Here is a 22,204-nt window from a genome sequence, read left to right on the forward strand (position 1 = left end):
GCGATCACACGATCGGTGACGCGGCGAACTGGTGGTGCCCATAGCCGCTGGCGTCCTCCGCCCAAAAGCCCTCGTAGGCGGCGTCGTCGACGGACGTGGTGCTGGTCTTGCAGTGGTAGCTGGCGGCGGATGCCGGGGGAGCGGTGGCGAGCTCGGCGGTGCCGGTGAATATGACGGCGGTGGAGGGGGAGCGCTGGAGTGTGCGCAATGCAAGGGCCCTTCGAAGACGGGGAGTTACTGGGCGCAGGTGGTGGTGTGGCCGTGCACGGGGCGGTTGAGGTCGGTGGGGGTAGTGGTGCGGCGCACGAGATGGCCGGCGGCGAGATGGCGCTGGCAGATGGTCAGTACCGGCGGGCCTTCGGGAAGCCGCTCGGGATGGCACTCCTGCTCATCCGCAGAGGCGGCGTGAACGGCGGGCAGGAGGTGGAACGCGTCGTGGACGGCGGCGCCGGCCTGCCACAGCCGACTTCCGGCCGTGGCCAGATGCCGTCCTGCCGCCGGGTGCGGCGGCCGAGTGGCCGTCTGGAGCTGGTCGAGGAGGCGGTGCAGGGCGACCAGGTGTGCGTGCAGCACGTCCAGGTGCGTGCGGTCCACGGCCGGAGCGGTGGCCGCTTGGGTGGCGAGGGCGCGGGTGTGGTGGCGGACTCCGGCGCTGGCGGCCCGCAGGTAGGGGTGCGCGTCGCCGACGGGGGTGGCTGAGGTCAAAAGGGGAGGATCCTTCCTGCCGGAGCGGCAGGGCACAGGCCCCATGAGGCGGGGCCGGGGTGGGGACTACAGGGCGGTGCGGGCCAGAGGCAGTGCGCCGAGGGTGAAGGCGTCGGGCTGCTGGTAGAACAGGCGGCGCAGGTCGACCTGGGCGGTGACAGCAGCGGTCTCGATCTGCGCGCAGGCGGCGTCCAGCAGGGCGTCGGTCTCGGCGGATACGGTGAGCAGGCCGGTCAGCGCGACATCCGCGTGGCCGGCGATCAGCTGGCGCTCGCGGGTTTTGACGTCGGCGTACTCGACGCTGTCGGCCTCGGAGTCGACCTGCCCGCGGCGCGAGCGCTCGGCGGCATCGGAGATGATCGCGGCCTTCTTGCGCTGGACGTCGCGCAGCGCGGACTCGAGCCCCTGGGGCACATAGATGAGGGAGAGGCTGCGCCGCACGCCGGCGGTGAACATCAGCCCGTGCAGGAACCCGGCGCCGGTTTCGGTGCGAGGCCAGTCCTCGACCCAGTAGGTGACGTGCCGGGCGGAGTCGGTGGCGACCCGGTCGTACTCCTCGACCTGGACGACGGGCCCGGCGGCGGCCGGGTCGGCCTCGGCCCGTCCGCTCTCGGACCACTGCTGCAGGCCGGAGAGTGCCTTGGGGTCGTAGGCGGTGCGGATGACGGCAGCGATCTCGCGGGCGGTCAGCCAGCCGGTCACCATCAGACCTGCGCTGCGGGCGGCGAGCGCGACGGCGCTGGTGGTCTGCTCCAGCACGGTGAAGGCGCCGGTGAAGCCGCCGCCGGCCTGGGAGATGAGGCGCTTGGCGGCCTTGAGGTCCAGGGAGATGGCCAGGTACGCCTCGTGCGGGGCGGCGGCGGGCCCGGCGGAGGCGACCAGCTCGGAGTACACCTGCCCGGCGACCGGGGTCTCGGGCCGTCCCTGCTGGGTCCAGTGGCGCACCAGGGTGTCGCCGCTGTCAGGAACGGTGCGCTCCAAGACCTGTACGGAGGCGACGTGGCCGGTCCGCGCGATGCCCGCCAAGGCCCTGCCCCAGCCGGACACGTTGTGGTTCTGCGTTGCGGGGTCCAGCAGGGCGAAGGCGCGGGAGGAGACGCGTGCGACGGCGGTCAGGGTCTGGCCGTGCGGGTCGTGCACGGCGGCGGCCTGGTTGGCGGAGTCGCCGGGGGTGACGACGCGCAGGGAGGCGGCGGTACCGGGCAGATGGAGGGTGCCGTCCTGGCGGGGGCGGGTGACCGGCCGGGCCAGCCACAGCGTCTGCCCGTTGCGGCGGCGCCGGGCGAAGCGGACGACGATCGGCGCCCAGTCGATCAGCGACTTGCCGTTGCGGCGGATGACGACCAGGGCGGCGACACCGGCCCACAGCGGGGCGAGCACGATCGCGCCCAGCAGCCCGGTGCTGACGACGGTGACCAGCAGCAATGCCAGCGCCGCCGAAACGAGGACCAGTTGGGGAAGGGTGAGGCCGAGCAGGATGCCGCGCTTCGACCTATGGGGGAATTTGACCGTGAGGGGGGTGATCGTGAGTTCAGACAAGGGCCGTTCCGGTGGTGCGCGGGCGGGGCCGGAGCGGCACACACGGGGGCGTGGTGTGGGCCGCTCCGGCGTGAGGGGACGGGATCAGATGCCGGTGGGCGGGGGAGGCGGAGGGGGCGCTCCGGCGCCGCTGGCGACGTCCGAGGAAGCCGAGTTCGGCGCCGGGGGCGCGCCCTGCGGCGGAGGCGTAGAAGCGCCGGACGGATTGGACAAGAACCCGCCGCCGGAGGCGGATTGCGCACCCGAACCGGGACCGCCCTGGCCGGGGGTGCCGCCGAACTGACCACTGGTGTCCTCGGTGGGGCGCGTGGGCGGAGGCTGAACGGCCTTCTCCAGCCCGTCCTCCATGCCCTGGCCGCCGGAGGAACCACCGGGGCTGCCGGATTCCTTGCCGCTGCCCCCCGTGGGGTTGGCGGCGATATCGCCGGGGAAGCCACCGCCGGGCACCGAGTCGGGCCCTTGCGGTGCGGCGCCCGCTCCGGCCGCCGCGCCACCGGTTCCGGCGGTGGCTGCCATGGCGGCGGCCTTGCGGCCCGCGCGCTCGGTGTGCTGCCGGGCCATCTGGGCGCCGGCACCACCGGCCCGGTGAATCGATTCGCCGTCCGTGCCTTCTGCAGCCCAGTGAACGAACTTGAAGGTCGCGTACGGGCAGAGCAGCACCAGAACCATGATCACGATGCCGGACATGACGTCCGCGAGGGCGCCGAGGCCGTCCTTGGCCTCCGTCTTGCCCATCGCGGCGACCCCGAGCACGAAGATCACGGTCATCAGGAGCTTGCTGACGACCAGGGTGGCGGTGGCTTCGATCCACCCGCGGCGCCAGCGGCGGGCGGCTTCCCAGCCGCCGCCGGCTCCGGCGAACACGGCCAGGGTGACCATGACCAGGATGCCGACCTTGCGGACCATCATCACGCACCAGTACAGAACCGCTCCGATGGCAGCTCCGAGGGCGGCGAAGACGGCGACGAGCCAGCCCAGCCCGGCCAGGCCGGGAATCTGATTCACCTTGACCATGCGCCGCACTGCGGATTCGATCGACAGGTGTGCTGCCTTGAACAGGCCGTCGGACAACGCGTCGACCACTTCGATCGCGACGGTGGTCAACGCGATGGCGCTGAAGGCGAAGAGCACGCCGGAAGCGGTGCCGGTGAATGCCTGGGTCAACGCCTGGCCGTCGCGTTTCATCGCGGCCCGTATGAGTTGGGCGCAGAAGGTGGCGACCAGGATGATCAAACCGATCGGCAAGATCATCTCGTAGTTGTCGCGGAACCAGCCCGCGTTCAGGTCGACCTTGGTCGTCTTGTTCACGGCCTTGGCGGCCAGATCGGCCGAGGCGGCGGCGAGTTCACCGGCCGACTTGGCCATCCAGTCGCCGATGACCTTGCCCGGGTCACTGGCGAAGTCGACCGCGCCTTTGGCGGCGCCGCCGATGGAGCACAGCTTGTCGGCCAGGGGATAGTCACAGAAACCCACGGGGAGTTGGGCTCCTTTCTGCTCTTAGGCGTGGGTCACTGCGTGACGTTGGGGGCGATGGCCGACAGCGCGCAGTCGTGGCTGGGCCGGCACTGAACAGCCAGGGTCACGGCGCGTTCCTCGGCTCCGCCGCCGCCCTTCTTCCAGGACAGCGTCTGTTTGCCGTTGACGGTGACGACGTAGATGTATGCCTTGGTGATCGCGGAGGGGTCCTCGGCCAGGGCTGTCTTGAAGGCGGAGGGGAAGTGGCCTTCGGTGACCGTCGCGCTGGCGTGCTGGTCGTTGTCGGCCATGCGGGACCACAGAGTCGGATCCGGCACCTGAGCGGCTACGGAGTTCCAGTCGGCGTACTTGGTCTCCTTCGACATCCACGCGCTCATGCCGGCGAGCTGCTGGTCACGGCTGGTGTCGCGGGTGTCGTAGGACCACAGCATCTGGGCCGCGGCCTTGGCGTAGGCGACCGGATCGGCGATCTGTGGTGGCCGGGGAACGGACCCCGCCTCCTTTCCGCCCGGCTTCGGGGCGGCTTGGGAAGGAGCGGTGCTGCCCGCGGTGGACGGCGGGCCGGACTCGCTGTGGTGGCCGTCGTTGCCGCGTCCGGTGAAGAAGGCGACGGTGGCGGCGAGAGCGAGCAGGGCGGCGATGGCCACCGTGAGGGTGGCGATACGGCGGTTGGACGAGGCCGACCAGCCGGTGCCGTAGGAGGACAGAGAGAAGGAGGGGAATCGTTTCATCAGTGGACCTGCGACCCCAGAGCGCTGAAGAACGCCACGACGCCGTTGGCGGCGCCGAGGCCGAGGGCTGCGCCGGCTGCGACGGTTGCGCCCTTCTTGCCGTTGGCTTCGGCCTGGTGGCCGCCGGTGTGGTGACCCCAGGCCCACACGGCGAGGGAGACGGCCAGGGCCCCGACGACAGCGATGATGCCGAAGAGGTTGATCGAGTTGACGACGTTCTTCAGGACGGCGAGGCCGGGCAGGCCGCCGCCCTTGGGGGAGATCCCTGGGTCGTAGGCGAGCTGGATGGCACGGTCAGCGAGAGGTATGGGCATGCGTGTGGCGGACTCCTTGCGTGCGCAGGCCGGCTGCGGCCCGGCGAAAGGGGGAAGGGAGAAAAGGGGGAGTGGCGCGATGACGCCGAGAGGGGCCGGCCCGGCCAGACAGGGGCGGGGCCTGTGCAGGGGCGGCGTCAGAGGACGCGGCGGACGGCGAGAATCGCCCAGTCCTTCAGGGGTGTGATGCGTACCGGCTTGCCGGTTCTGGGGGCCTCGATGACGAGTCCTGCGCCCATGAACATGCCGACGTGTTCCGGGCGTTGGGCTGTGCCGCGGCTGAAGATCAGGTCGCCGGGCTGCAGCTTGCTGGGCGAGACGGCCTTGCCTTCGTTGACCTGGGTGTACGTGGTGCGGGTGAGCTTGATGCCGGCCTTGGCGTACGCCTGCTGCATCAGACTGCTGCAGTCGCAGCGGCCCATCGGGTCAGGGCCGTGCGCGGCGCTGCAGCTGCCGCCCCACTGGTACATCGTGCCGAGCTGGTGCATCGCCCAGTCGATGGCTTTGCGGGCCTTGGGGTCGGCGTTCTTCGGGATCGTGTAGCCCTTGGGCACGCTGCCCTCGGGGATACGCCCGTAGGAGGAGCCGTCCTCGGCCGGGCCGCAGCCGGCGGCCGGGTTGTCGCTGTCCTTGGAGTCACCGTCGGAGGGCTTGTCCGAGCCAGTGCTGGGGAACGTGGCAGCGATGGCCTTGTGCAGGGCGGTGGCCAGCGGTTCCCACTGTGCGTACGCATCGGGCAGGCCCGACTTCTGCACGGCCTGGGCGGCTTGGGTGACGGTCATCTGCTGCCAGCCCTTGACCTTGAGCAGGGCTTTGTAGAACTTCTCGCTCGCGTACACCGGGTCGTGGATCTGCTGAGCGGTTCCCCAGCCCTGGCTGGGGCGCTGCTGGAACAGTCCGAGGCTGTCGCGGTCTCCGTAGTTGAGGTTGCGCAGGCGTGATTCCTGCATGGCGGTGGCGAGCGCGACGATCTGGCCGCGTTTGGGCACGTCGAGCGAGGTGCCGGTGGCCACGATGGTCTGGGCGTTGGGGACCTGCTCGGTGGGCATGGACAGGCCCTCGACCTTCACGTCTTTGCCGGACGCTCCGTTGAGGATCTTCGTCACCTGCTTGGTGACGGTGTCCGTGTCGACGTCGTGCAGGCATCCGCTGAACCCGCTGGTGGTTTCGGCGGCTTCGCTGGAGGCGGCGGCCATCATCATGGCCGTGCCCGCGAGCAGCAGGGGGGAGAGGAAGACGACGCCGATGCCGGCGGCTATCGCCTTCAATCCGGTGCGCCTCCCGGCGGCGGGGTTTCAGGCAGGGGTGGGTAGGGAGTTGTCACAAGGGCGTCCTTGAAGGTGGAGTCCTGGCCGCGCGGGGCGTGTGGGCGGGGGGCCGCGGCAGCCGGTGCGGGGTGAGTAGGGGCCCCGACGCACGCGGCGAATTGCACCTCGATGTGCGTGCGCCGGTCGGGTTCAGGTGGGTTCGGCCAAGGGGGTACTTCGGTGAGGGCAGGGGAGGGGGAGTTGGCCAACGGCGGTGTCCGCCGGGCAGCTCCAAAACAGTAAGCCCAGATCCCCGGTCCCCGAAATCAAACGTGACCAAGGCTTGATTGCGCGGACTTTGGCGGCGACACCGCTCCACCGGGGATCGTGCCCTACAGTTTTGGCTCCTCCCCCTCGCATCCCGCATTGCGGGCCGTGGCCATCGTCATGCCTGCAGCAATTCCGCCGGGTTCTGTACGCGAGCCGGAGCGAAAACCCATCCTCACCCGAACCGAATTGTGGTATCCCTTTGCCTTTTTCCCTGCACCAGGGCGACGCGCTGAGCGTGCTTGCGACGCTGCCGGACGGATGTGTCGACTCCGTCATCACCGACCCGCCGTACAACTCCGGCGGCCGGACAGCGAAGGAGCGCACCAGCCGCAGCGCGAAGCAGAAGTACACCTCCGCCGACGCCCGGCACCAGCTGCCGGACTTCACCGGCGAGAACATGGATCAGCGCAGCTACGGCTTCTGGCTCACGCAGATCATGACCGAGGCGCATCGGCTGACCAAGCCCGGCGGCACCGCGCTGTTGTTCACCGACTGGCGGCAGATGCCGACGACGACGGACGCGCTGCAGGCGGCCGGCTGGCTGTGGCGCGGCGTGCTGGCCTGGCACAAGCCCCAGGCCAGGCCCCAGAAGGGCCGCTTCACCCAGAACTGTGAGTTCATCATCTGGGGCTCGAAGGGCGCGATCGACGGCTCCCGGAACCCGGTCTATCTGCCCGGCCTCTACTCCGCCTCGCAGCCCTCGGGTAAGAACCGCCAGCACATCACGCAAAAGCCGGTGGAGGTGATGCGGGAGCTGGTCAAGATCTGCCCAGAGCAGGGCACCGTCCTGGACTTCACCGCCGGATCCGGGTCCACCGGGGTAGCGGCCCTGCTGGAGGGCCGCTCGTTCATCGGGGTGGAGAAGACCCGCGAGTACGCCGAGGTGGCAGCCGACCGGCTGACCGAGACGGTGCAGCAGATCTTGTCCCAGGATGACTTCGTTCTGTCTGCCTAGGCGTCTTCCCATGCCCGGCGCGGGGGCGATAGCGGGCTTCTGCTCCGTCATTCCCCGTGCCGGGTGATGCGTTATAGCACCGGATCCCCGGTTAGCGAAACCGGGGATTGTCTGGATCGTGGAGCCGTCATTCACGCCCACAGGCCGCGGCTTCAAGGAGACCTCTTTCGTGCCTGAATCCATAGACCTCCCCGACGACGGGGAAAGGGAACCTGTCCGGCTGCCGGACTCGAATCTGGAGAGCGTCGAGGCCAGCGTCCGCAAGCTCATGGAGCAGCAGGCCGAGCAGGCCCGGCAGCTCGACAGCCTTGCCGCACCTCCGGACCCCTCGCCCTTCGCGGCGTTCGGCATGCCCAGCCTTCCGGGGATGCCCGGAGCGCCGATCCAGGCGCCGCCCGAACCGCGCCCGATCCTGGAACTGGAGGGCGAGGAATACGAGGACGAGCTCGACGCTCTGACGGACTGGGTCGACGGCTTCCTCATCGACACCTATGGCGCCGAGGTCACCACCGCGGCCCCGTGGTGCAGAAAGTGGCAGGAGCACGACGACGTCGTCGCCTGGCTCCACGCCTTGTGGATGGCCTACCAGCAGCACAAAGACCCCGAAGCCGGGCCGTCGGGGATGTTCGTGTGGCACCGCGACTTCCTCACGCACTGCCTGGCCCATGTGCGCGCCCCTGGCGGACCGCTCTCGGCCTGCCAGACCGACCCCGACCGCGACGCGCACCGCCTGCTGCCCGGCCCGGCCTCCTCCATCCGCTCCGCGCGCTCGGCCTCCGCGGACCAGCCGGAGCCCGGCGAGCCGGACCAAGCCGCATGAGCGGGGCCGAGCACCGGCCCGCCTTCGGCCTCTCCTTCGACCCGCGCGCCCTGAGCGACCTCCTCCAGGCACCCGGCGACATCCGGGACCTGGCCCTCGCCCAGCTCCAGGACGTCGTCAACGCCAGGCAGTTCGGCCCCAGGCTGCTCGGCGAACTGGCCGACTACCGCAAGCTGTACGTCGATCACCGCAAAGCCTGGCGCGTCGTCTACGCCCAGCGCCCGGCCCCGCCGGGATCGGCGCACCGCGCCGAGATCCACGTGGTGGCCGTGCGCCCGCGCGAGCGCCACGAGGTGTACAACGTCGCCCGCAAACGCCTGGGCATCACCCGCCGCCCGGTGAGCGCGCTCGCCCATGCCGCCCGCTCCCGCTCCCCGCAGCTGGAGGCGCGCCGCGAAGCCCCCAAGCCGGGCCCGCCGCCATACGCCGTGCCCGGACTTCCCCGCCCCGCTCTCTCCCCGACCCCGAAGGACCGCACTCTTTGACGACCCACTCCCCCTCCGGCCTCGACGACCTCACGGCCGCCCTCGCCGGACTCGGCATCTCGCAGGAGAACCCGCACCACCGGGCAATTCTGGATGCTCACTGCCGAGTTCAGCAGCTGGATGCGCAGCTCCTCGCCATGGCCGGCGATAGGCCGACCGTCTGCTTCGCCGATGCCCATGAACAGCTGGAGCAGCTCACCGACCTCCTCATCCTGCGCCTGCTGGCCGGCGCCGAGCTGACCCTCCTGCTGAGCACCCCGTGCTGCTGCTCCCCAGCCTCCGACGAAGGCGAAGCGGACACCGCCGAGGACGAGGTGGACACCGCCGAGGGCGAGGCGGACTGCCGCTCCTGCCCGGTCGCCGAGCACACGATCGTTCACGCGTGTCTCGACGCCTTCGCGGCCGACGGCGATCCGGCTGCCATGTCCTCGGCCGCTCTCACCGACCGCCTCCGCCATCTGCCCGGCATGGCGGAAGACCGCTGGTCGTACGCCGAACTCACCCCACACCGGCTGGGCCGTCTGTTGGCCCCCTACGGCGCACGGCCCCGCAACGTCCGCTTTGGCACCTACCAGCTCAAGGGGTACCTGCGCAGCTCCCTGCAGGCGGCGCTGCCCGTCTGCTCCTGCTGAGGCGCGGCACGCACCGCGCTGGCCCGACACACAGCCAAGGACCGGGGCGCCCACACCCCGAGCACCTACACCGAGGTGTCGAACCAGCCGATGCTCCGCCCCCTTCGCCGCCTCGGCCCCGTCCGCGAGGTGCGCACGGAGCGCACCTCGACGTGCGCCTGCCCCTCGGCGTGAGCGGCCTCGTACACCGGCCCTCGTGACACCCCAAGGAATCTTCCCCATGCCCCCCAACGCGCCGGTGAAGAAGGCTCTGACCCAGCTGGATCACCGCATCGAAGCGGCCGTGGGCCACAGCATCGACCGCCTGTGGCAGCACCGCGACCGCGACCTGCTCGACGAACGGCACGCGCACCTGGTCGACGCCCACCGGGCCCTCGTCCAGGCCGAGACCAACGTGACCTTCTACCGATGCCAGCTCAACAGCCTCTCCTCCGGCCAATACCCCGTCGATGGCGCGCTGTTCGAGCGCATCGCCCGGACTGTCGACCTGCTGGAGGACGCGGCCCGCACCCGCGACGAGCGGCAGGTGCAGACCGTTGCCGCGCTTGAGCCTGTCGAGGCCGCCGCCCGCGACAGTGCTCCGCGCGACGTGCCGAACCTCCCGGCGCCCGACATCGCGGCGCTGCTCGCCATTACCCAGGGCGCCAAGCTCCGCCAGAACCTGCTGACGCAGCAGCTGTACGTCGTCACCGCCTCCGGCACCCGCATCCCCTACAGCCAGCTGCAACGCCTCGAAGAGGATCGCCTGGTGGTGCGCGACACCTCCCGTCCGGTCACGGCAGGTCAGCCCGTCACGCTGACCGACACCGGCCGTGCGGCCGTGACCGCCCCACGCTTGCCCAAGGTGCCCGGCGCCGTTCCCGCGCCCAGGCCCGGTACCTGGCCCGCGGCCACTCCCGCCCGCCGCTGAACCCTGCATCCCGTGTTCGCCTTGCTCCGAAAGCCCTTATGCCCTCATCCCCGGACTTCCGCCTCGACGGCTACGACGCCGTCAACGATCGTGTCGCCGAGCAGTTCTGGCAGCACATCGAAATCGAATCCACTGAACTCGCCGTGCTCACCGAGCACCACACCGACGATCAGCGGCACAGCTACTACATCCTGCACAACGGCGCGGTGACCTGGGGTATCCCCGGCGAGCCGCAGCTGGTGGCCCTCCACCTGCAGCGGGACGTGGAAGCCCGAACCTTCCGCTTCCAGCACGAGAGGCTGGCCCTGGTGCCTATGGCGCAGAGCTGGCTGATCGCCCGCGGCTGCCCCAAGGAGGCCATCGGGCTTCCTCCCGGCATCGGAACCGATGCCGCCGACGAGGCCACCAAGGCGCTGGAGGACCGCCTCACTGCCGACGGCGACCACTTCGCCCTCGTCACCAGCTACACCGACGACGATCCGGCCCGCATGCAGATCACGGTGCTCCTGGCCGCCATCGACGAGAAGGCACCGCTGCGCTTCCGGGTACTGCTGCACGAGGTCGACACCGAGCACTGGACGCACACCCTGCGCGAAGGCGGCTTCTCGACCTACGAGCAGGCCACCGCCTGGTGGCACGCCCACTGGTCGGGCGAGCACGTTCCCCTGCCGACCGCCGCGCCGGCGACCCGGTACACCGCCGCGTCCGCAGGGCCCGCTATGCCCGCCGCCCCAGCGCCGCGAACGGGCCCAACTCAATAAGCGCAGCAGCCCATTTGCGCTGTCGCAGGATCTCTTTCGACGTGGATCCTTGAGGGCTGCGTGCCCGTAGAAGCGCGAAACATAGCAGCACATCCCCGGTTAGCGAAACCGGGGATTCTCCGGACTCTTGAGCCACTGCCCGCCCGGTCAGTCCGGGTGTGGTCCCGCTTTCCCTTCTTTCTCCTCTGGAGGTCAATCTTTCATGCGCTCACCCCGCATAGCCGTCGCTGTTGCTGTTCTCGACTCGCTCGCTCTCCCGCTCGTCGTCGGCACGTCCGCGAGCTTCGCGGGCTCCCGCCACTGCGCTGGTCAGCGGCCAGTGTGACCTGTGCGGCTCGTGGAAGGTCGGCACGAAGTCCGTGACGATCCGCTGCAAGGCATCGGCCGAGATCACCGCCACCGGCGTGCTCTATGCCAGCCACGAGTTCACGGCTCGCAAGAGCAGCGGCAATTGGCACTACATCACCGACAAGAACACCGGTGTAAAGGGCTGGGTCTGCGGCGCACAGGCCAATCACGAGGATCGCACATGCCTGCAATCGGCCCTGCACTCATGCGAGTTCGCCGGGGGCTGGCACTTTCTCGCGGTCTTCGCCTCTGACCAGCGCGGCACGCGTTCTTGTCTCGCCCACGCATTTCTAAGGAAAGGAGCCGTGTCGTGTCCGACGACGCCGACGACGTGATGGGCGTCATCACCCAGCAGATCGAGGCCCGCTTCCAGATGCCGCTGGCCGACTTGCGCCGGGCGGTGGCCGTTGCCCCGCACGCATCCAACGACGCCACCGTCGTCGTGAAGTGGTACGGCTTGCTCGCCGAGGCCCAGGAGGTACTGGAGAAGGCCGAAGACGCCCTCGTCGCGGCCCTCGACCGCGCTCCCGGTGACGTGCTGGATGACCCGGTCATGGAATTGGCCCACCAAGTCAACGCCGCCGTGGCCGTCCGCGACGGGCGGGCGATGGTCGTACGCCACTACACCGACCCGAACTCCCTGGGACGCAAGGGTCCGGGCGCCTGGCGCGGAGCCGACGCAGCCCCCCGCCGCAGGCCGGCCCTTCAGACCACACCGATACCGAGCGGCGCGCCCACGCCATCCGTGCCGGTGCGAGGAGCGACGCGGTGAGTGTCGCACTCAAGCCGACCGGCCAGGACGAGGCCCTGACTCAAGCCTTCGGTACCTCGCTGAGCGAGCTGTACGCGCAGGCCGCGGGCCCCGAGGCGTCCGCCGCCCTGCTGCGCGCCCTGGAGCTGCGCTCCTGGCTGGCGGTGGCCGAGGAACAGGTCGCCCGGGTCCGCGACCGCATCCACGACGCCACCGCCGCCGACCACGACATGGGCCAACTGCTTGCCGATGACCTGCGGTTCGACGCGCAGTGGATGGAGGCGGCCCTGTCCGCCCGCGACGGATACGCCACGGCGCTCGGCGAGCTGCTGCGCACCATGCCGCCGCCCGGAGATAGCTCCGAGCGGACGGTGCAGCTCGCCGGGCCCAAGCTCACCACCACGCTCCCGCCCGCCCCGGCACCTGCCCGTGCCGGGGCGGCGCGGGAGCGCCGACTGTGAAAGCTCCCGATTGCCCCACACCACGTCCGAGACCATCGCCGAACGCATCGAGAACCTGTACGGCCAGCCGATGGCCGCCCTCGAAGCCCACGCCGAGACGAACCCGGCCGGCACCATGCTCGCCGCCCTGACGAGCAGCCACAGTGATCTGCAGTTCGCCGAGCGCAACATCACCTTCCAGCTCCAGCGTCTGCGTGAACTTGCCTCTCCGGAACGGGAGATCGGCAAGTTCGAGGCAGGCCACCTGCTCGACTGCGCCCGCCGGATCGCCGAATCCGTCGCCACCCGGGACGCGCACGCCAAGACCGTCAGCGCCGTCCTGGCCAGCCTGCACCGCACCCCCGCGCCGCCCGCGCCTTCGACGGCAGTGGATCTCACCGCCTCCGTGCCGCCGAGGCCCGTGGAGCCCGCCGCCACTCATACCCGCTGATTCGCCCGCCCCGCCCTAGGAGTTACCCCCTTGGCCACCACCGGTCTGCCCCGCTCCCCCCAGGTCGACGTGCAACGCGTCACCGAGTCGCTGGAGATGATCACCCCGCTGTGGAGTGTGCTGATCCTGATGACGCTGTCCGCGCAGCCCCTGCGCTATGCGGAGATCAAGCCGCGCCTGTCCTGGCTCAACGATGGCACGCTCCACCCCAAGCTGCGCCGCCTCGCCGACGCCGGACTGGTCGAGCGCACCGAGGTCGCCCAGGGCCATGTGACCTACGGTCTGACCGGCCGCGGCGCGGACCTCATGCCCGTCCTGACGGTGATCGCCGCCTGGGGCGAGGAGCACCTGGAAAAGCCCCTGGTGCAGAACAAGGACACCGGGCGGCTGGAGCCGCTCACCCAGGTCGCGCCGGCGCAGAACATCGAAGACACCCTCGCACTGATCGGCCCCCGTCACGCCACCGCGATCCTGTGGGTGCTCAAGGCCCGCGGCGCTACCAGCGCCAAGGCGCTCGCCGCTGCGGCGATGCCCGGCTACCGGCTCAGCAATATCTACCCCCAGGTGGACCGACTGGTCGAGGACGGACTGGTCCGCAAGGACGGCCGCGCCTACGAACTGACCTCCAACGGGCAGGCGCTCGCCCCCGTCTACCGAGCCCTCGCCGCCTGGGCCGCCGGACGTCCGCTCGCCGACACCCACCCCGTGTGGGGCCAGGCCCCGGCCGCGGCGCAGACCCAGTCCGGGCCGTGGCTGACCACCCAGCCCCGCGTACCGGCACCCACCACCCCCGCACCCGCCACGACCACCCCGGCCCTGACCACCCAGCCGCCGTCCACCTCGGCTCCGGCCACGCCGCACACGGCCTGGAAGCCCGGCGACCTCTTCTCGCACCAGATACCGGTGCGCCCCATCGCTCTTCCCCAGGCAGGGGGCCAGCGCCGATGACCAGACACTCCACCGATGGCCTCGGCCACCGCCAGGCCATCCGCGCGCTGGCCCTGCCGGCCCTGATCCGCCTTGTCAGCGAAATCGCCGACAACGGCCCCATCAACCGCCGTCGCGGCAGCCTGCAGGCCGCCTTCGGCAACCTGACCGCCAACCAGCTCGGCCACGCCATCGACCGGGCCCGCGACTTCGGCCTCGTGTACGGCGACGAGCACGAACGAGTCCGCTACCGGCTCACCGACAGCGGCGAGGACCTCGCCGATGTCTACGACACCGCCGCACGCTGGGCCCGCACCCACCAGTTCCCCGCTGCCACCAGCGACTTCGTCACCCGAGTCCAGCACACCCTCCCCCTGCTCGGCCAGGATCCCGCTCTGGCCCGCGATGTCGCCCGGGTCGGCACCTCCGGAGGACTGCTGCTGCCCGGCGGAGCGGTCCTCAGCCCGCAGGCCACCTCGGCCCTCGACGGCCCGCAGGCCGCCCTGACCGCCTGGCTCCAGGCCAACGTGAGCCTCCAGCACGACATGGCCCTCCACACCGCCCGCACGGCGGACGAGATGGAGACCGCTGCGTGAGATCCAGTGTCGGACCCCGGCATGCCCGCCGACCGGTCCCCACCCTGCTGCGCGGCATCTACCTGCCCCGCAGCATGGACGCCGGCGCCTTCGCGATGACGACGTACGGCATCCCGCTGCTGGTGCTCGCCACCACCCACTCCGCAGCTCTGACCGGCGTGGCGTTCGCGCTGGAGTGGATGCCACGCCTGGGCGCGTTCGCCGTCGCCGGAGCGATGGTCGACCGCCACGGCACCACCCGCGTTCTGCGACTGGCCTCGGCACTGCGAGCCACCGTGGTCCTGGCCGCCGCCCTCGCCCTGCCACAGCTGGACGCCGGACCGGCCACCACGGTCACGGTCATGGTGCTCGCCGCCTCGACCGGCGTGCTCACCGAGTTCTCCTACATCGCCGCGGAGACGGCAGGCGGCATCGCCAGCCGCGAGGCAGGCGAGCGTGCCCACCGCGTCCAGTCGGTGCTGCTGGGCATCGACCAGGTCGGCACCCTGGCCGGACCCGCCATCGCCGGCCTCCTGCTAGAGCGCACCGGGGCGGCCGGGATGCTGGCCACGATCGCCGCCTTCTCGCTCCTGGCGTGCGCGCTCGCCCCCCGGCAGCACGCCACCAAGACCGAGCTGCCGCAGCCCCTCCTTGCGGGGCTGCGCACCGGATGGAAAACCTTGCGCTCCCTGCCCGCGCTCGGCTGGCTGGTCTGCGGACTGACCCTCTCAAACCTCGCCATCGGCCTGCTCCAGGCCGCGGCCCCCGTGATCGTGGTGAAGCAGTTCGGACACTCCAGCGCGGACGTGGGCCTGATCTGGTCGGTGGCCGCCCTCGCCTCCCTGATCACCGTCGCGGTGTGCCGCCGCGCGATCGACCGCTTCGGCCTGTGGCCTGTCGGCGCGCTCTCCGCCACCGTCGCGGCAAGCGCGTGCCTGGCCGTCTCCCTCACCCACACCTACACCGCGTACCTCGTGCTGATCGCGGTGCTCATGGCCGGAGAGGGCGGCATGACGGTGGTCCTGCGCACCCTGCGCTCCCACCTCATCCCGCAGCAGGTGTTCGGCGCCACCCTCTCGCTGACGATCCTGCTGCTCCTGCTGCCCTTCCCGCTGGCGGGCGTCCTGGTCGCCACGGTGCCGCCCGCCCTGCTCGGCCACGTGATCACCATCTGCGCCGCCGTGCAGGCCCTCGGCCTGTGCCTGGCCTTCCTGCGCCTGCGCACTCTCCCGGGCCTTCACGCCCGTCTCGCCTGACCCCCTGCCCTGCTGCCCTTCGCGCCCTGGAGATCTACCCGATGCCCGTGCCCGCTGACGCCGCCCAGGCCGACATACCGCTCGCCCGGCCCTCCTCCCGCGCGGGATCCAGACCCACCATCACCGACCAGTTCCTCGCCTTCGACGCCGCGCACCCCTACGTCTACCGGGCCCTGGAGATGCTGACGGACGAACGGCTCGCCTCCGGGGCCACCCGCATCGGGCTCAAGGACCTGTTCGAGGACCTGCGCTGGCGACTGCCGCAGGGGCTGCGCGGGATCAACAACAACTACAGCGCCCTGTATGCGCGGAAGTTGATCGCGGACCACCCCGAGTGGGCCTCCGTCTTCGAACTGCGTCGCCGACGTGCCCCCTGAACCTTGACCGCCGCGCCTGAACCGCCCCCCGTCTGCTTGCCTTTGGAGAGCCGCCCTTGCCCGCCATCCTTGTCATATCGACCGCCGATCCGGAGGCCGAGGCGTACCGCGGCTACTGCCTGGAAGCCGTCGCCGCCCGGTACAACGTCGTCCTGATCACCCCCGCCGCACCCACCTGGGAGCGGGAGTTCATCACCGACTTCGAGATCGCCGATCCCGACGACGCCCAGGCACTGGCCACCGCCGGCCAGGCCCTCGCCGAGCGGCACGAGCTGACCGGCGTGGCGACGTGGACCGAGTGGTATCTCGTTCCAACCGCACGCCTGGCGCGGCGCCTGGGACTGCCGACGAACAGCCCAGAGGTCATGGAAGCCGCCCGCAACAAAGCGAGTGCCCGCACCCTGTACGCCCACCACGGCGTGCCCTCGGCCGCGTCAATGACCGCCCACTCCCTGCTGGAGGCGGCGCTCGCCGCCGAGACGATCGGCTACCCCGTCGTGCTCAAGCCGGCTGCCCGCGCGGGCAGCATCGGCGTCATCCGCGTCAACAGCGCCGAAGAACTGCCCGGCGGCTTCCAGTTCGCCACCGCCGGGGCCCGCGACGGTATCGAGAGCACCAAGGTGCTGGTGGAGGAGTACCTCGACGGCCCCGAGGTCTCCGTCGAGTGCGTCACCCACCGAGGTCACACCACCGCCATAGCCGTCACCCGCAAGACCCTCGGCGCCCCGCCGTTCTTCGAGGAGATCGCCCACAGCGTCGATGCCGGCGATCCGCTGCTCGACCAGGTCGCGCCCGTCGCCGCCGCGGCCATCAAGGCACTCGGCATCACTGACGGCGTGAGCCACGTTGAGATGCGCCTCGTCGACGGCCACCCCCGCCTGATCGAGGTCAACCCCGTATCGGCGGCGACATGATCGGCCACCTCGTCCAGCTCACCACCGGCGTAGACTTGGCCCGCGCCGCCGCCGACACCGCCTGCGGCCAGGCCCCCGACCTCACCCGCACCACCCACAGCGCCGCCGCGATCCGGCTGCTGTACCCGAAAACCTCCGGCACCCTGACCCACTGCCACCTTGACGCCGACTTCCCGCCCGCACACCGTGGCTGGACCGCGTCACCTTCCAACGCGCGGCTGGCGACGCGGTCACCCTGCCGCCCGCCGGCGACATGTTCAGCGCCCGCGCCGGATTTCTGATCACCACCGGCCCCACGGCCGAAACCGCCCAGGCCCGCGCCGAAGAGGCCCTTGGCCACCTGACCCTCGCCGTCGAACCCCAGCCCTCCGCGTCCCCGGCATAACCCGCGCGCCGCCGAGCCCGGCTCGCTGAACAGGAACCCGCGCTCGCGGTGGCCTGCACCGGTGCGATCGATCGGCCGGGCACGCGCCCGCTGGTCTCAGCCGGCCTGGGGTGGCCCGACGCCCCAGGCCGTCGTGGCCCTCCTCGTCGGCCCTTGCCTAGTGAGAGCCCTCTTTTAGGCACAACTCCGCCTGACCCGAGCCCTGGTCGGCGCCGATTGAGGCCCCGCGTCGGCCCTGTGACCGACGGCCACCTGCTGACTTCCCTCCTGACCCCGACGGATACGCCTATGACCGACCCCACCCCGATCGAGGGAGATGTTTACGTCTCCCCGCGCTACCTCGCCGGCCTGCCCGGCCACGCCGATCCGAGCTTCGACCCCGTCAAACACTGGCCGCACCACCACCTCGACGACAGCCCGTTCCAGACGGTCGTCACCTCACCCGACCACCGCATCAAGATCGGCTGGGCAGGCGACGACTACGACGTGTGGCGGATCAGCGCAGCCGAGGACGCCGTGTCCCGTGCCACCTGGACGGCCACCTTCAACCAGAACACCCCGCCCGAGATCGTCCACGGCCTCACCAGCGCCCTCGCCCGCGAGTGGAGCACGGACACCGACAGCTTCCTGGCCGATCCCTCGCACCGCTGGACCGACGCGATACAACCTCTGCTCGACGCCGGATGGCAACGCCGCCCGCTGACCCGCGGCACGGTAGAGATCATCGCCCCCGACGGGCTGGCCGGAGCAAGCATCGACGTCGTCGGTACCGATCCTGACCGCGAAACCGTGGAGCTGTGGGCCGGACCCGAAGGCTGGGGGACCCGCGCCGAGGCGATCTTCACGGCGCGCACCCCCAAGCACCTCATCGCCGCCACCGCCGCCGCCTTCATCGACCCCACCCCCGTCGCCCGCTATAGGAACAACCTCGCTCCCCGGCTCGCCCAACTCGCCCAGCTCACCCCCGTGGAGCCACCGAAGCCTCCCGCGCCGACTCCGCTCGACGTCCAGCAGGCCGCCACCGCCCGCGCTCGGCACGCGCAGCATCCCCCGCTGGAGCACCACCACGCTCCCCCCGGCCGTCGCCGGTGCCGCCCTGCCCGCCCGCCGCCGCTGAGGACCCGCCCTATGTCAACCGACCCCTTCAGCAGCCTCAGTCCCGACCAGCATGTGAAGGTCTTGCCCCGGCACCTGGCCGGCACTGGGCCCATCGACCTCGGTATGGCCTGGCCCTTCCCCGAGGACTGGCCCGTGCACCAAGTTGACGACGGAGCAGCCCTTGCCACCAGCCCCTGCCTGCGACTGGTCGCCAGCCTGGCCCCCGACGCCGACAGCCCGCATTTGGGGAAATGGACGGTCACCGCCAACCGCGCCCCGTTCGGCCCCGCGGCCTGGCAGGTCACCTTCTACGCCACCACCCCCGTCGAGCTGCTGCACGACTTCCACCACGAACTGGTCGACCTCTACCTCGAAGACCGCCATAGCGACCAGGACCGGCTGTTAGAAGACGACACCCCGCCGCAGGAGGCATACACGCAGCTCCTCACCCGCGGCTGGAGCCACGAGATCAAGACCGACGGCACCCAGTTCTTCCGCGCTCCAGACTCCCTCAGCGTCGTACGGCATCGCTACGCCATCGTCGATGTCGATTCGCCCACCTGGTCGGCCTCGGGCGGATACCCGAGCGAGCCCGATTGGCGCGCCCGTTTCTCCTAGGGCACGCCCACCACTCTGGCCGCCGCCTTTACCGCGTCGCTGGTCTCCACGGAGCCGGTGAGCCGCGCGGTGAGAGACGTCCCGTTCCACACCCGTCGCCTCCTGTACGTCGCGGCAACGACCCCGTCGCAGCAAATGTCCGTCTCCACGCCAGTCCCTGCGCCCCCTGGGCTCCCCGGCCCGAGCCGGACCCGCTGACCAACCCCTTCGCCTCATCAATTCCGCCCTCTACCGGGAGAGTTCCTACTTGCACCCCCGATCCGCCCGCCTTCTGCCGACTGCGGTCCTCACCGTCGCCGCCACCGTGACTGGATCCCTGGCCTGGGCCCCGTCCGCCTCCGCTCAGACCCCGGATCCGACCCCGCCCGCCTCCACCACATCCGCCCCACGCAACGCCACAGAGGGCGGAGGCGTCGCGATCCTCAAGAAGGACGCGGGCGGCGACGTCCTGGCCGGCGCGTCCTTCGCCCTCTACGACTCCACGGGCAAGGAAGTCGGGAGCGGCAAGACCGACGCCGAGGGCCATCTGGCCTTCAAGGGCCTGGCACCGGGCGTCTACCGGCTCAAGGAGACCTCCAGCGGCAGCCCGCTGCACGACGTCGTCGAGGACCAGGACGTCATTGTCACTCCCGGCACCGACGCCCCGCTCACCATCATCGATCCGTTCAAGCCCGCCTCCGTCCTGCTCAAGGCCAAGGACGACAAGAGCGGCAAGCTCCTGCCCGGCGCCACCGTCAACATCGGCACCGGCAACAAGACCCTCCTCACCCTCACCACCGGCGACAAGGGCACCGCCACCGCCAAGCTCCCGGTCGACAACCGCACCGGCACCAACTTCTGGGTCAGGGAGACGAAGGCACCCGCGGGATACAACCTCTACAAGGGGCAGCGCGACTTCAAGGCCAAGCCCGGCGCCCCGGCCACCGTGACCGTCACCAACACCAAGACCCAAACCACCCCGCCGAGCCCCGACCCCTCGGAGAAGCCCACCGAGAAGCCCACCGAGAAGCCGACGGAGAAGCCCTCGGACAAGCCGACGTCCGGAAGCTCCGGTGACCACGGCACGCCGGAGACGAAGGAGAAGCCGACTGGCTCCCCGGCCCCCGACGAGACCGCATCGAGCACGACGACCCCCGAGCCCGACGGTTCCCTCGCCCACACCGGCGCGGATGCCACCCCGTGGCTGATGGGCGGCGCCGGTCTCCTCCTTGCCGTCGGCGGCGGCGCACTCATAGTTTCCCGCCGACGCCGTACGGACGACTCAGACAGCGACGGCTCCACCGAGAGCTAGCAGACACACGCCGCTGATACGGCCCCCGGAATCCGCCTCGCGATTCCGGGGGCTTCGTCATGTCCCAGCTCAGACGCCGAGAGGACCTGGTGCCCATGGCTGAGGAGCTGCTCCGCGTCGCTCAGAGCGGCGGCTAACCGTACCCCTGCCCCAATTCCATTGCAGGGAGCAGGATTTCGGCGGCAGCGCAGTCGTGGCACGCACTCGTTCCGGGGCGCATCAGTGCATCCAGGGCGCCAAGGGAGCCCAACTCCCGTCCTCCGCCTGTGGCGTGGCGACACGCGGCATCATGCACGAGCATGCCGCCACGGCGTTGGGGATCGGGGCGCACGACCCAGCCGGAAGGCTTCGTCGGCGGCGGTCCTTCCAGGCGCCGATGCGTCGGGACGACCGACAGATCAACCCCTTCGATCGGCCGCAGCTGCTGGTCCGTGACCCAGACCGAATACTCCGCGGGCTCCACCCCCGCCCACTGGTGAAGAGGCAGTGTTCCGACCCTGCGCTATTTGTCGGACGGCAGAGCCAAGCGGCTGCGGCCATGAGGCGAGGTCGGCAACCGGTGGTCGCCCTCAATCGTCCTTCGGGTATGTCCCAGCCAAGCCTCGAACCAGCCCCTGCGCCTCCATGGCAGCACTGCCAGCACGGCGCGGACCCCGCCAGCGATCCCGTCGGTTGCCCCGGCATCCTCGTCTCTGGCCACACCGCGTGCCTCGCCCACCTGGCCAATTCTGACCGCGATGCCTACCTGGCGGGTTTGTCCCCCGGTGCCGACATCGACCACCGCGGCACCCCCTTCACCCGGCCCCTCCTCGCTGCCCTCCTCAATGCCCTCCGTGACCCCGCAACCGGATACCCACGCCTCGGCTACGCCGTGTTCGCGTCGGCCGCCTTCAAGGACTACGCCGACTTCGCGTCGGCCGCCTTCGAGAACTACGCCGACTTCGGATCGGCCACCTTCAAGGGCGACTCCAGGTTCACGTCGGCGACCTTCAAGGACAACGCCGACTTCGCGTCGGCCGCCTTCGAGGACTACGCCGACTTCGGATCAGCGACTTTCAAGAACAACGCCGGGTTCGGGTCGGTGACCTTCGAGCGCAACGTCGGGTTTGAGTCGGTGACCTTCGAAAGGGCGTCACGTCTCGGGCCGTTGGTATGCGCCGGGCAGGTCAGCTTATTCGGGGCGGTGTTCGGCGGGCCTGTGAGCCTCTGGGTTGCCGCGCGCCGCCTGGAGTGCCGACGGACCCGCTGGTCGTCGACGGCCGAGGTACGTCTGCGCCACGCCACGGTGGACTTCACCCACGCGGTCTTCGAATATCCGCTCACCATCGGGGCGGAACCCGACCCGTTTGTACTCCCCAACGGCCACCAGGTGCCAGAAGAGCCCCTTACCAGCACGTCCGACGCCGCGGTGCGCATCGCCTCGCTACGCGGGGTGGACGCGGCCCACCTGGTCCTCGCCGACGTAGACCTGTCGGAGTGCCTGTTCACCGGGACCGTGCACCTGGACCAACTGCGTCTGGAGGGCGCCTGCCTCTTCAACACGGTCCCGCGCTCCGTGCACTGGCGGCGCTGCTGGCACCCCGCACGGTTCACCCGGCGGCGCACCCTCGTCGAAGAACACCACTGGCGGGCGCGGCAGCCAGCCGCAGCCCCCGGCTGGCAAGCAGCCCCATCCGGCGCCGCCCACGTCGGGCCGCTGCAACTGGCACCGGTATACCGGGCACTGCGCAAAGCATTCGAGGACGCCAAGCACGAACCCGGGGCCGCCGACTCCTACTACGGGGAAATGGGTGCGGCCTGCAAGCCGCTCCGGAACCAGCGAAGGCAACCGAGAGGAAGGAGGCCTTCCCCGCCAAGTGACCGACATG

28 protein-coding genes are annotated in these 22,204 nt (G+C 70.5%); 20 read left to right on the forward strand and 8 right to left on the reverse strand.

Annotated elements, in window-relative coordinates:
- Window positions 1-4: 4 nt before the first annotated feature.
- From AB0N81_RS34700 to AB0N81_RS34730, 7 genes are all read right to left on the reverse strand, one after another.
- Window positions 5-208, reverse strand: coding sequence for a hypothetical protein (locus tag AB0N81_RS34700; RefSeq protein WP_365365532.1), 204 nt, complete (start codon window positions 206-208; stop codon window positions 5-7).
- Between the two features lie 26 nt (window positions 209-234).
- Window positions 235-705: a DUF6238 family protein gene (locus AB0N81_RS34705; RefSeq protein ID WP_365365534.1), complete on the reverse strand. Its 471-nt coding sequence runs from the start codon at window positions 703-705 to the stop codon at window positions 235-237.
- A gap of 66 nt (window positions 706-771) precedes the next feature.
- Entirely contained in the window at window positions 772-2,244 is a 1,473-nt protein-coding gene (locus AB0N81_RS34710; protein ID WP_365365536.1) for an SCO6880 family protein, read from the reverse strand.
- Window positions 2,245-2,328: 84 nt separating this feature from the next.
- Window positions 2,329-3,717 carry an ATP-binding protein gene (locus tag AB0N81_RS34715; RefSeq protein ID WP_365365538.1) on the reverse strand — a complete coding sequence of 463 codons (1,389 nt, stop codon included), beginning with the start codon at window positions 3,715-3,717 and terminating at the stop codon, window positions 2,329-2,331.
- 35 nt (window positions 3,718-3,752) lie between these two features.
- Window positions 3,753-4,454, reverse strand: coding sequence for a hypothetical protein (locus AB0N81_RS34720; protein ID WP_365365583.1), 702 nt, complete (start codon window positions 4,452-4,454; stop codon window positions 3,753-3,755).
- Window positions 4,451-4,765: a DUF6112 family protein gene (locus AB0N81_RS34725; RefSeq protein WP_125515897.1), complete on the reverse strand. Its 315-nt coding sequence runs from the start codon at window positions 4,763-4,765 to the stop codon at window positions 4,451-4,453. Before AB0N81_RS34725 ends, AB0N81_RS34720 begins: the two co-directional genes overlap by 4 nt.
- A gap of 137 nt (window positions 4,766-4,902) precedes the next feature.
- Entirely contained in the window at window positions 4,903-6,033 is a 1,131-nt protein-coding gene (locus AB0N81_RS34730; RefSeq protein WP_365365540.1) for an NlpC/P60 family protein, read from the reverse strand.
- Between the two features lie 508 nt (window positions 6,034-6,541).
- Here AB0N81_RS34730 and AB0N81_RS34735 point away from each other — a divergent pair.
- From AB0N81_RS34735 to AB0N81_RS34825, 19 genes are all read left to right on the forward strand, one after another.
- Window positions 6,542-7,297, forward strand: a complete 756-nt coding sequence (locus tag AB0N81_RS34735) for a site-specific DNA-methyltransferase (RefSeq protein WP_365365542.1) — start codon at window positions 6,542-6,544, stop codon at window positions 7,295-7,297.
- A gap of 169 nt (window positions 7,298-7,466) precedes the next feature.
- Window positions 7,467-8,117, forward strand: a complete 651-nt coding sequence (locus AB0N81_RS34740) for a DUF4913 domain-containing protein (protein ID WP_240660026.1) — start codon at window positions 7,467-7,469, stop codon at window positions 8,115-8,117.
- Complete coding sequence (locus AB0N81_RS34745; protein ID WP_365365544.1) at window positions 8,114-8,602, forward strand: hypothetical protein; 489 nt, start codon at window positions 8,114-8,116, stop codon at window positions 8,600-8,602. Before AB0N81_RS34740 ends, AB0N81_RS34745 begins: the two co-directional genes overlap by 4 nt.
- Entirely contained in the window at window positions 8,599-9,234 is a 636-nt protein-coding gene (locus AB0N81_RS34750; RefSeq protein ID WP_365365546.1) for a DUF3631 domain-containing protein, read from the forward strand. The genes AB0N81_RS34745 and AB0N81_RS34750 overlap by 4 nt, the downstream gene beginning before the upstream one ends.
- A gap of 220 nt (window positions 9,235-9,454) precedes the next feature.
- Window positions 9,455-10,144 (forward strand): hypothetical protein, encoded by a 690-nt coding sequence (locus AB0N81_RS34755; RefSeq protein WP_125515902.1) that lies wholly within the window; start codon window positions 9,455-9,457, stop codon window positions 10,142-10,144.
- Between the two features lie 38 nt (window positions 10,145-10,182).
- Window positions 10,183-10,905, forward strand: a complete 723-nt coding sequence (locus tag AB0N81_RS34760; protein ID WP_365365548.1) for a hypothetical protein — start codon at window positions 10,183-10,185, stop codon at window positions 10,903-10,905.
- Window positions 10,906-11,264: 359 nt separating this feature from the next.
- A complete protein-coding gene (locus AB0N81_RS34765; protein WP_365365550.1) occupies window positions 11,265-11,588 on the forward strand; it encodes a hypothetical protein in 324 nt (107 codons plus the stop codon).
- A complete protein-coding gene (locus AB0N81_RS34770; protein ID WP_206302875.1) occupies window positions 11,564-12,025 on the forward strand; it encodes a hypothetical protein in 462 nt (153 codons plus the stop codon). Before AB0N81_RS34765 ends, AB0N81_RS34770 begins: the two co-directional genes overlap by 25 nt.
- Entirely contained in the window at window positions 12,022-12,465 is a 444-nt protein-coding gene (locus AB0N81_RS34775; protein ID WP_365365552.1) for a hypothetical protein, read from the forward strand. Before AB0N81_RS34770 ends, AB0N81_RS34775 begins: the two co-directional genes overlap by 4 nt.
- Window positions 12,466-12,475: 10 nt before the next feature.
- Window positions 12,476-12,895 carry a hypothetical protein gene (locus AB0N81_RS34780; RefSeq protein ID WP_365365555.1) on the forward strand — a complete coding sequence of 140 codons (420 nt, stop codon included), beginning with the start codon at window positions 12,476-12,478 and terminating at the stop codon, window positions 12,893-12,895.
- A 30-nt stretch (window positions 12,896-12,925) separates the two neighbouring features.
- Window positions 12,926-13,843, forward strand: a complete 918-nt coding sequence (locus AB0N81_RS34785; protein ID WP_365365557.1) for a winged helix-turn-helix transcriptional regulator — start codon at window positions 12,926-12,928, stop codon at window positions 13,841-13,843.
- Window positions 13,840-14,418 (forward strand): hypothetical protein, encoded by a 579-nt coding sequence (locus tag AB0N81_RS34790; RefSeq protein WP_365365559.1) that lies wholly within the window; start codon window positions 13,840-13,842, stop codon window positions 14,416-14,418. Before AB0N81_RS34785 ends, AB0N81_RS34790 begins: the two co-directional genes overlap by 4 nt.
- Complete coding sequence (locus AB0N81_RS34795) at window positions 14,415-15,653, forward strand: MFS transporter (protein WP_365365561.1); 1,239 nt, start codon at window positions 14,415-14,417, stop codon at window positions 15,651-15,653. The genes AB0N81_RS34790 and AB0N81_RS34795 overlap by 4 nt, the downstream gene beginning before the upstream one ends.
- 41 nt (window positions 15,654-15,694) lie before the next feature.
- Window positions 15,695-16,030: a hypothetical protein gene (locus AB0N81_RS34800; RefSeq protein WP_365365563.1), complete on the forward strand. Its 336-nt coding sequence runs from the start codon at window positions 15,695-15,697 to the stop codon at window positions 16,028-16,030.
- A 56-nt stretch (window positions 16,031-16,086) separates the two neighbouring features.
- Window positions 16,087-16,944: an ATP-grasp domain-containing protein gene (locus AB0N81_RS34805; protein ID WP_365365565.1), complete on the forward strand. Its 858-nt coding sequence runs from the start codon at window positions 16,087-16,089 to the stop codon at window positions 16,942-16,944.
- On the forward strand, window positions 16,941-17,225 hold the full coding sequence (locus AB0N81_RS34810) for a hypothetical protein (RefSeq protein ID WP_365365567.1): 285 nt from the start codon (window positions 16,941-16,943) through the stop codon (window positions 17,223-17,225). Before AB0N81_RS34805 ends, AB0N81_RS34810 begins: the two co-directional genes overlap by 4 nt.
- A complete protein-coding gene (locus tag AB0N81_RS34815; RefSeq protein ID WP_365365585.1) occupies window positions 17,180-17,329 on the forward strand; it encodes a hypothetical protein in 150 nt (49 codons plus the stop codon). Before AB0N81_RS34810 ends, AB0N81_RS34815 begins: the two co-directional genes overlap by 46 nt.
- A gap of 288 nt (window positions 17,330-17,617) precedes the next feature.
- Window positions 17,618-19,045, forward strand: a complete 1,428-nt coding sequence (locus AB0N81_RS34820; RefSeq protein ID WP_365365569.1) for a DUF317 domain-containing protein — start codon at window positions 17,618-17,620, stop codon at window positions 19,043-19,045.
- 304 nt (window positions 19,046-19,349) lie between these two features.
- Window positions 19,350-20,336, forward strand: a complete 987-nt coding sequence (locus tag AB0N81_RS34825) for a SpaA isopeptide-forming pilin-related protein (RefSeq protein ID WP_365365571.1) — start codon at window positions 19,350-19,352, stop codon at window positions 20,334-20,336.
- A gap of 133 nt (window positions 20,337-20,469) precedes the next feature.
- Here the strand turns inward: AB0N81_RS34825 and AB0N81_RS34830 are convergent, their stop codons facing one another.
- Window positions 20,470-20,799, reverse strand: a complete 330-nt coding sequence (locus AB0N81_RS34830; protein ID WP_365365573.1) for a DUF6233 domain-containing protein — start codon at window positions 20,797-20,799, stop codon at window positions 20,470-20,472.
- Between the two features lie 123 nt (window positions 20,800-20,922).
- Between AB0N81_RS34830 and AB0N81_RS34835 the strand changes: the two genes are divergently transcribed.
- The coding region (locus tag AB0N81_RS34835; protein ID WP_365365575.1) for a pentapeptide repeat-containing protein at window positions 20,923-22,204 on the forward strand (1,282 nt) is incomplete at its 3' end.

Source organism: Streptomyces sp. NPDC093510, from assembly GCF_040683555.1.
GTDB lineage: Bacteria > Actinomycetota > Actinomycetes > Streptomycetales > Streptomycetaceae > Streptomyces.

What these genes read in the sequence shown, in the direction of transcription:
- AB0N81_RS34725 (WP_125515897.1), bottom strand. Translation starts at nt 4,765, where the DNA reads ATGCCCATACCTCTCGCTGACCGTGCCATCCAGCTCGCCTACGACCCA.
- AB0N81_RS34745 (WP_365365544.1), top strand. Translation starts at nt 8,114, where the DNA reads ATGAGCGGGGCCGAGCACCGGCCCGCCTTCGGCCTCTCCTTCGACCCG.
- AB0N81_RS34755 (WP_125515902.1), top strand. Translation starts at nt 9,455, where the DNA reads ATGCCCCCCAACGCGCCGGTGAAGAAGGCTCTGACCCAGCTGGATCAC.
- AB0N81_RS34760 (WP_365365548.1), top strand. Translation starts at nt 10,183, where the DNA reads ATGCCCTCATCCCCGGACTTCCGCCTCGACGGCTACGACGCCGTCAAC.
- AB0N81_RS34790 (WP_365365559.1), top strand. Translation starts at nt 13,840, where the DNA reads ATGACCAGACACTCCACCGATGGCCTCGGCCACCGCCAGGCCATCCGC.
- AB0N81_RS34800 (WP_365365563.1), top strand. Translation starts at nt 15,695, where the DNA reads ATGCCCGTGCCCGCTGACGCCGCCCAGGCCGACATACCGCTCGCCCGG.
- AB0N81_RS34810 (WP_365365567.1), top strand. Translation starts at nt 16,941, where the DNA reads ATGATCGGCCACCTCGTCCAGCTCACCACCGGCGTAGACTTGGCCCGC.
- AB0N81_RS34820 (WP_365365569.1), top strand. Translation starts at nt 17,618, where the DNA reads ATGACCGACCCCACCCCGATCGAGGGAGATGTTTACGTCTCCCCGCGC.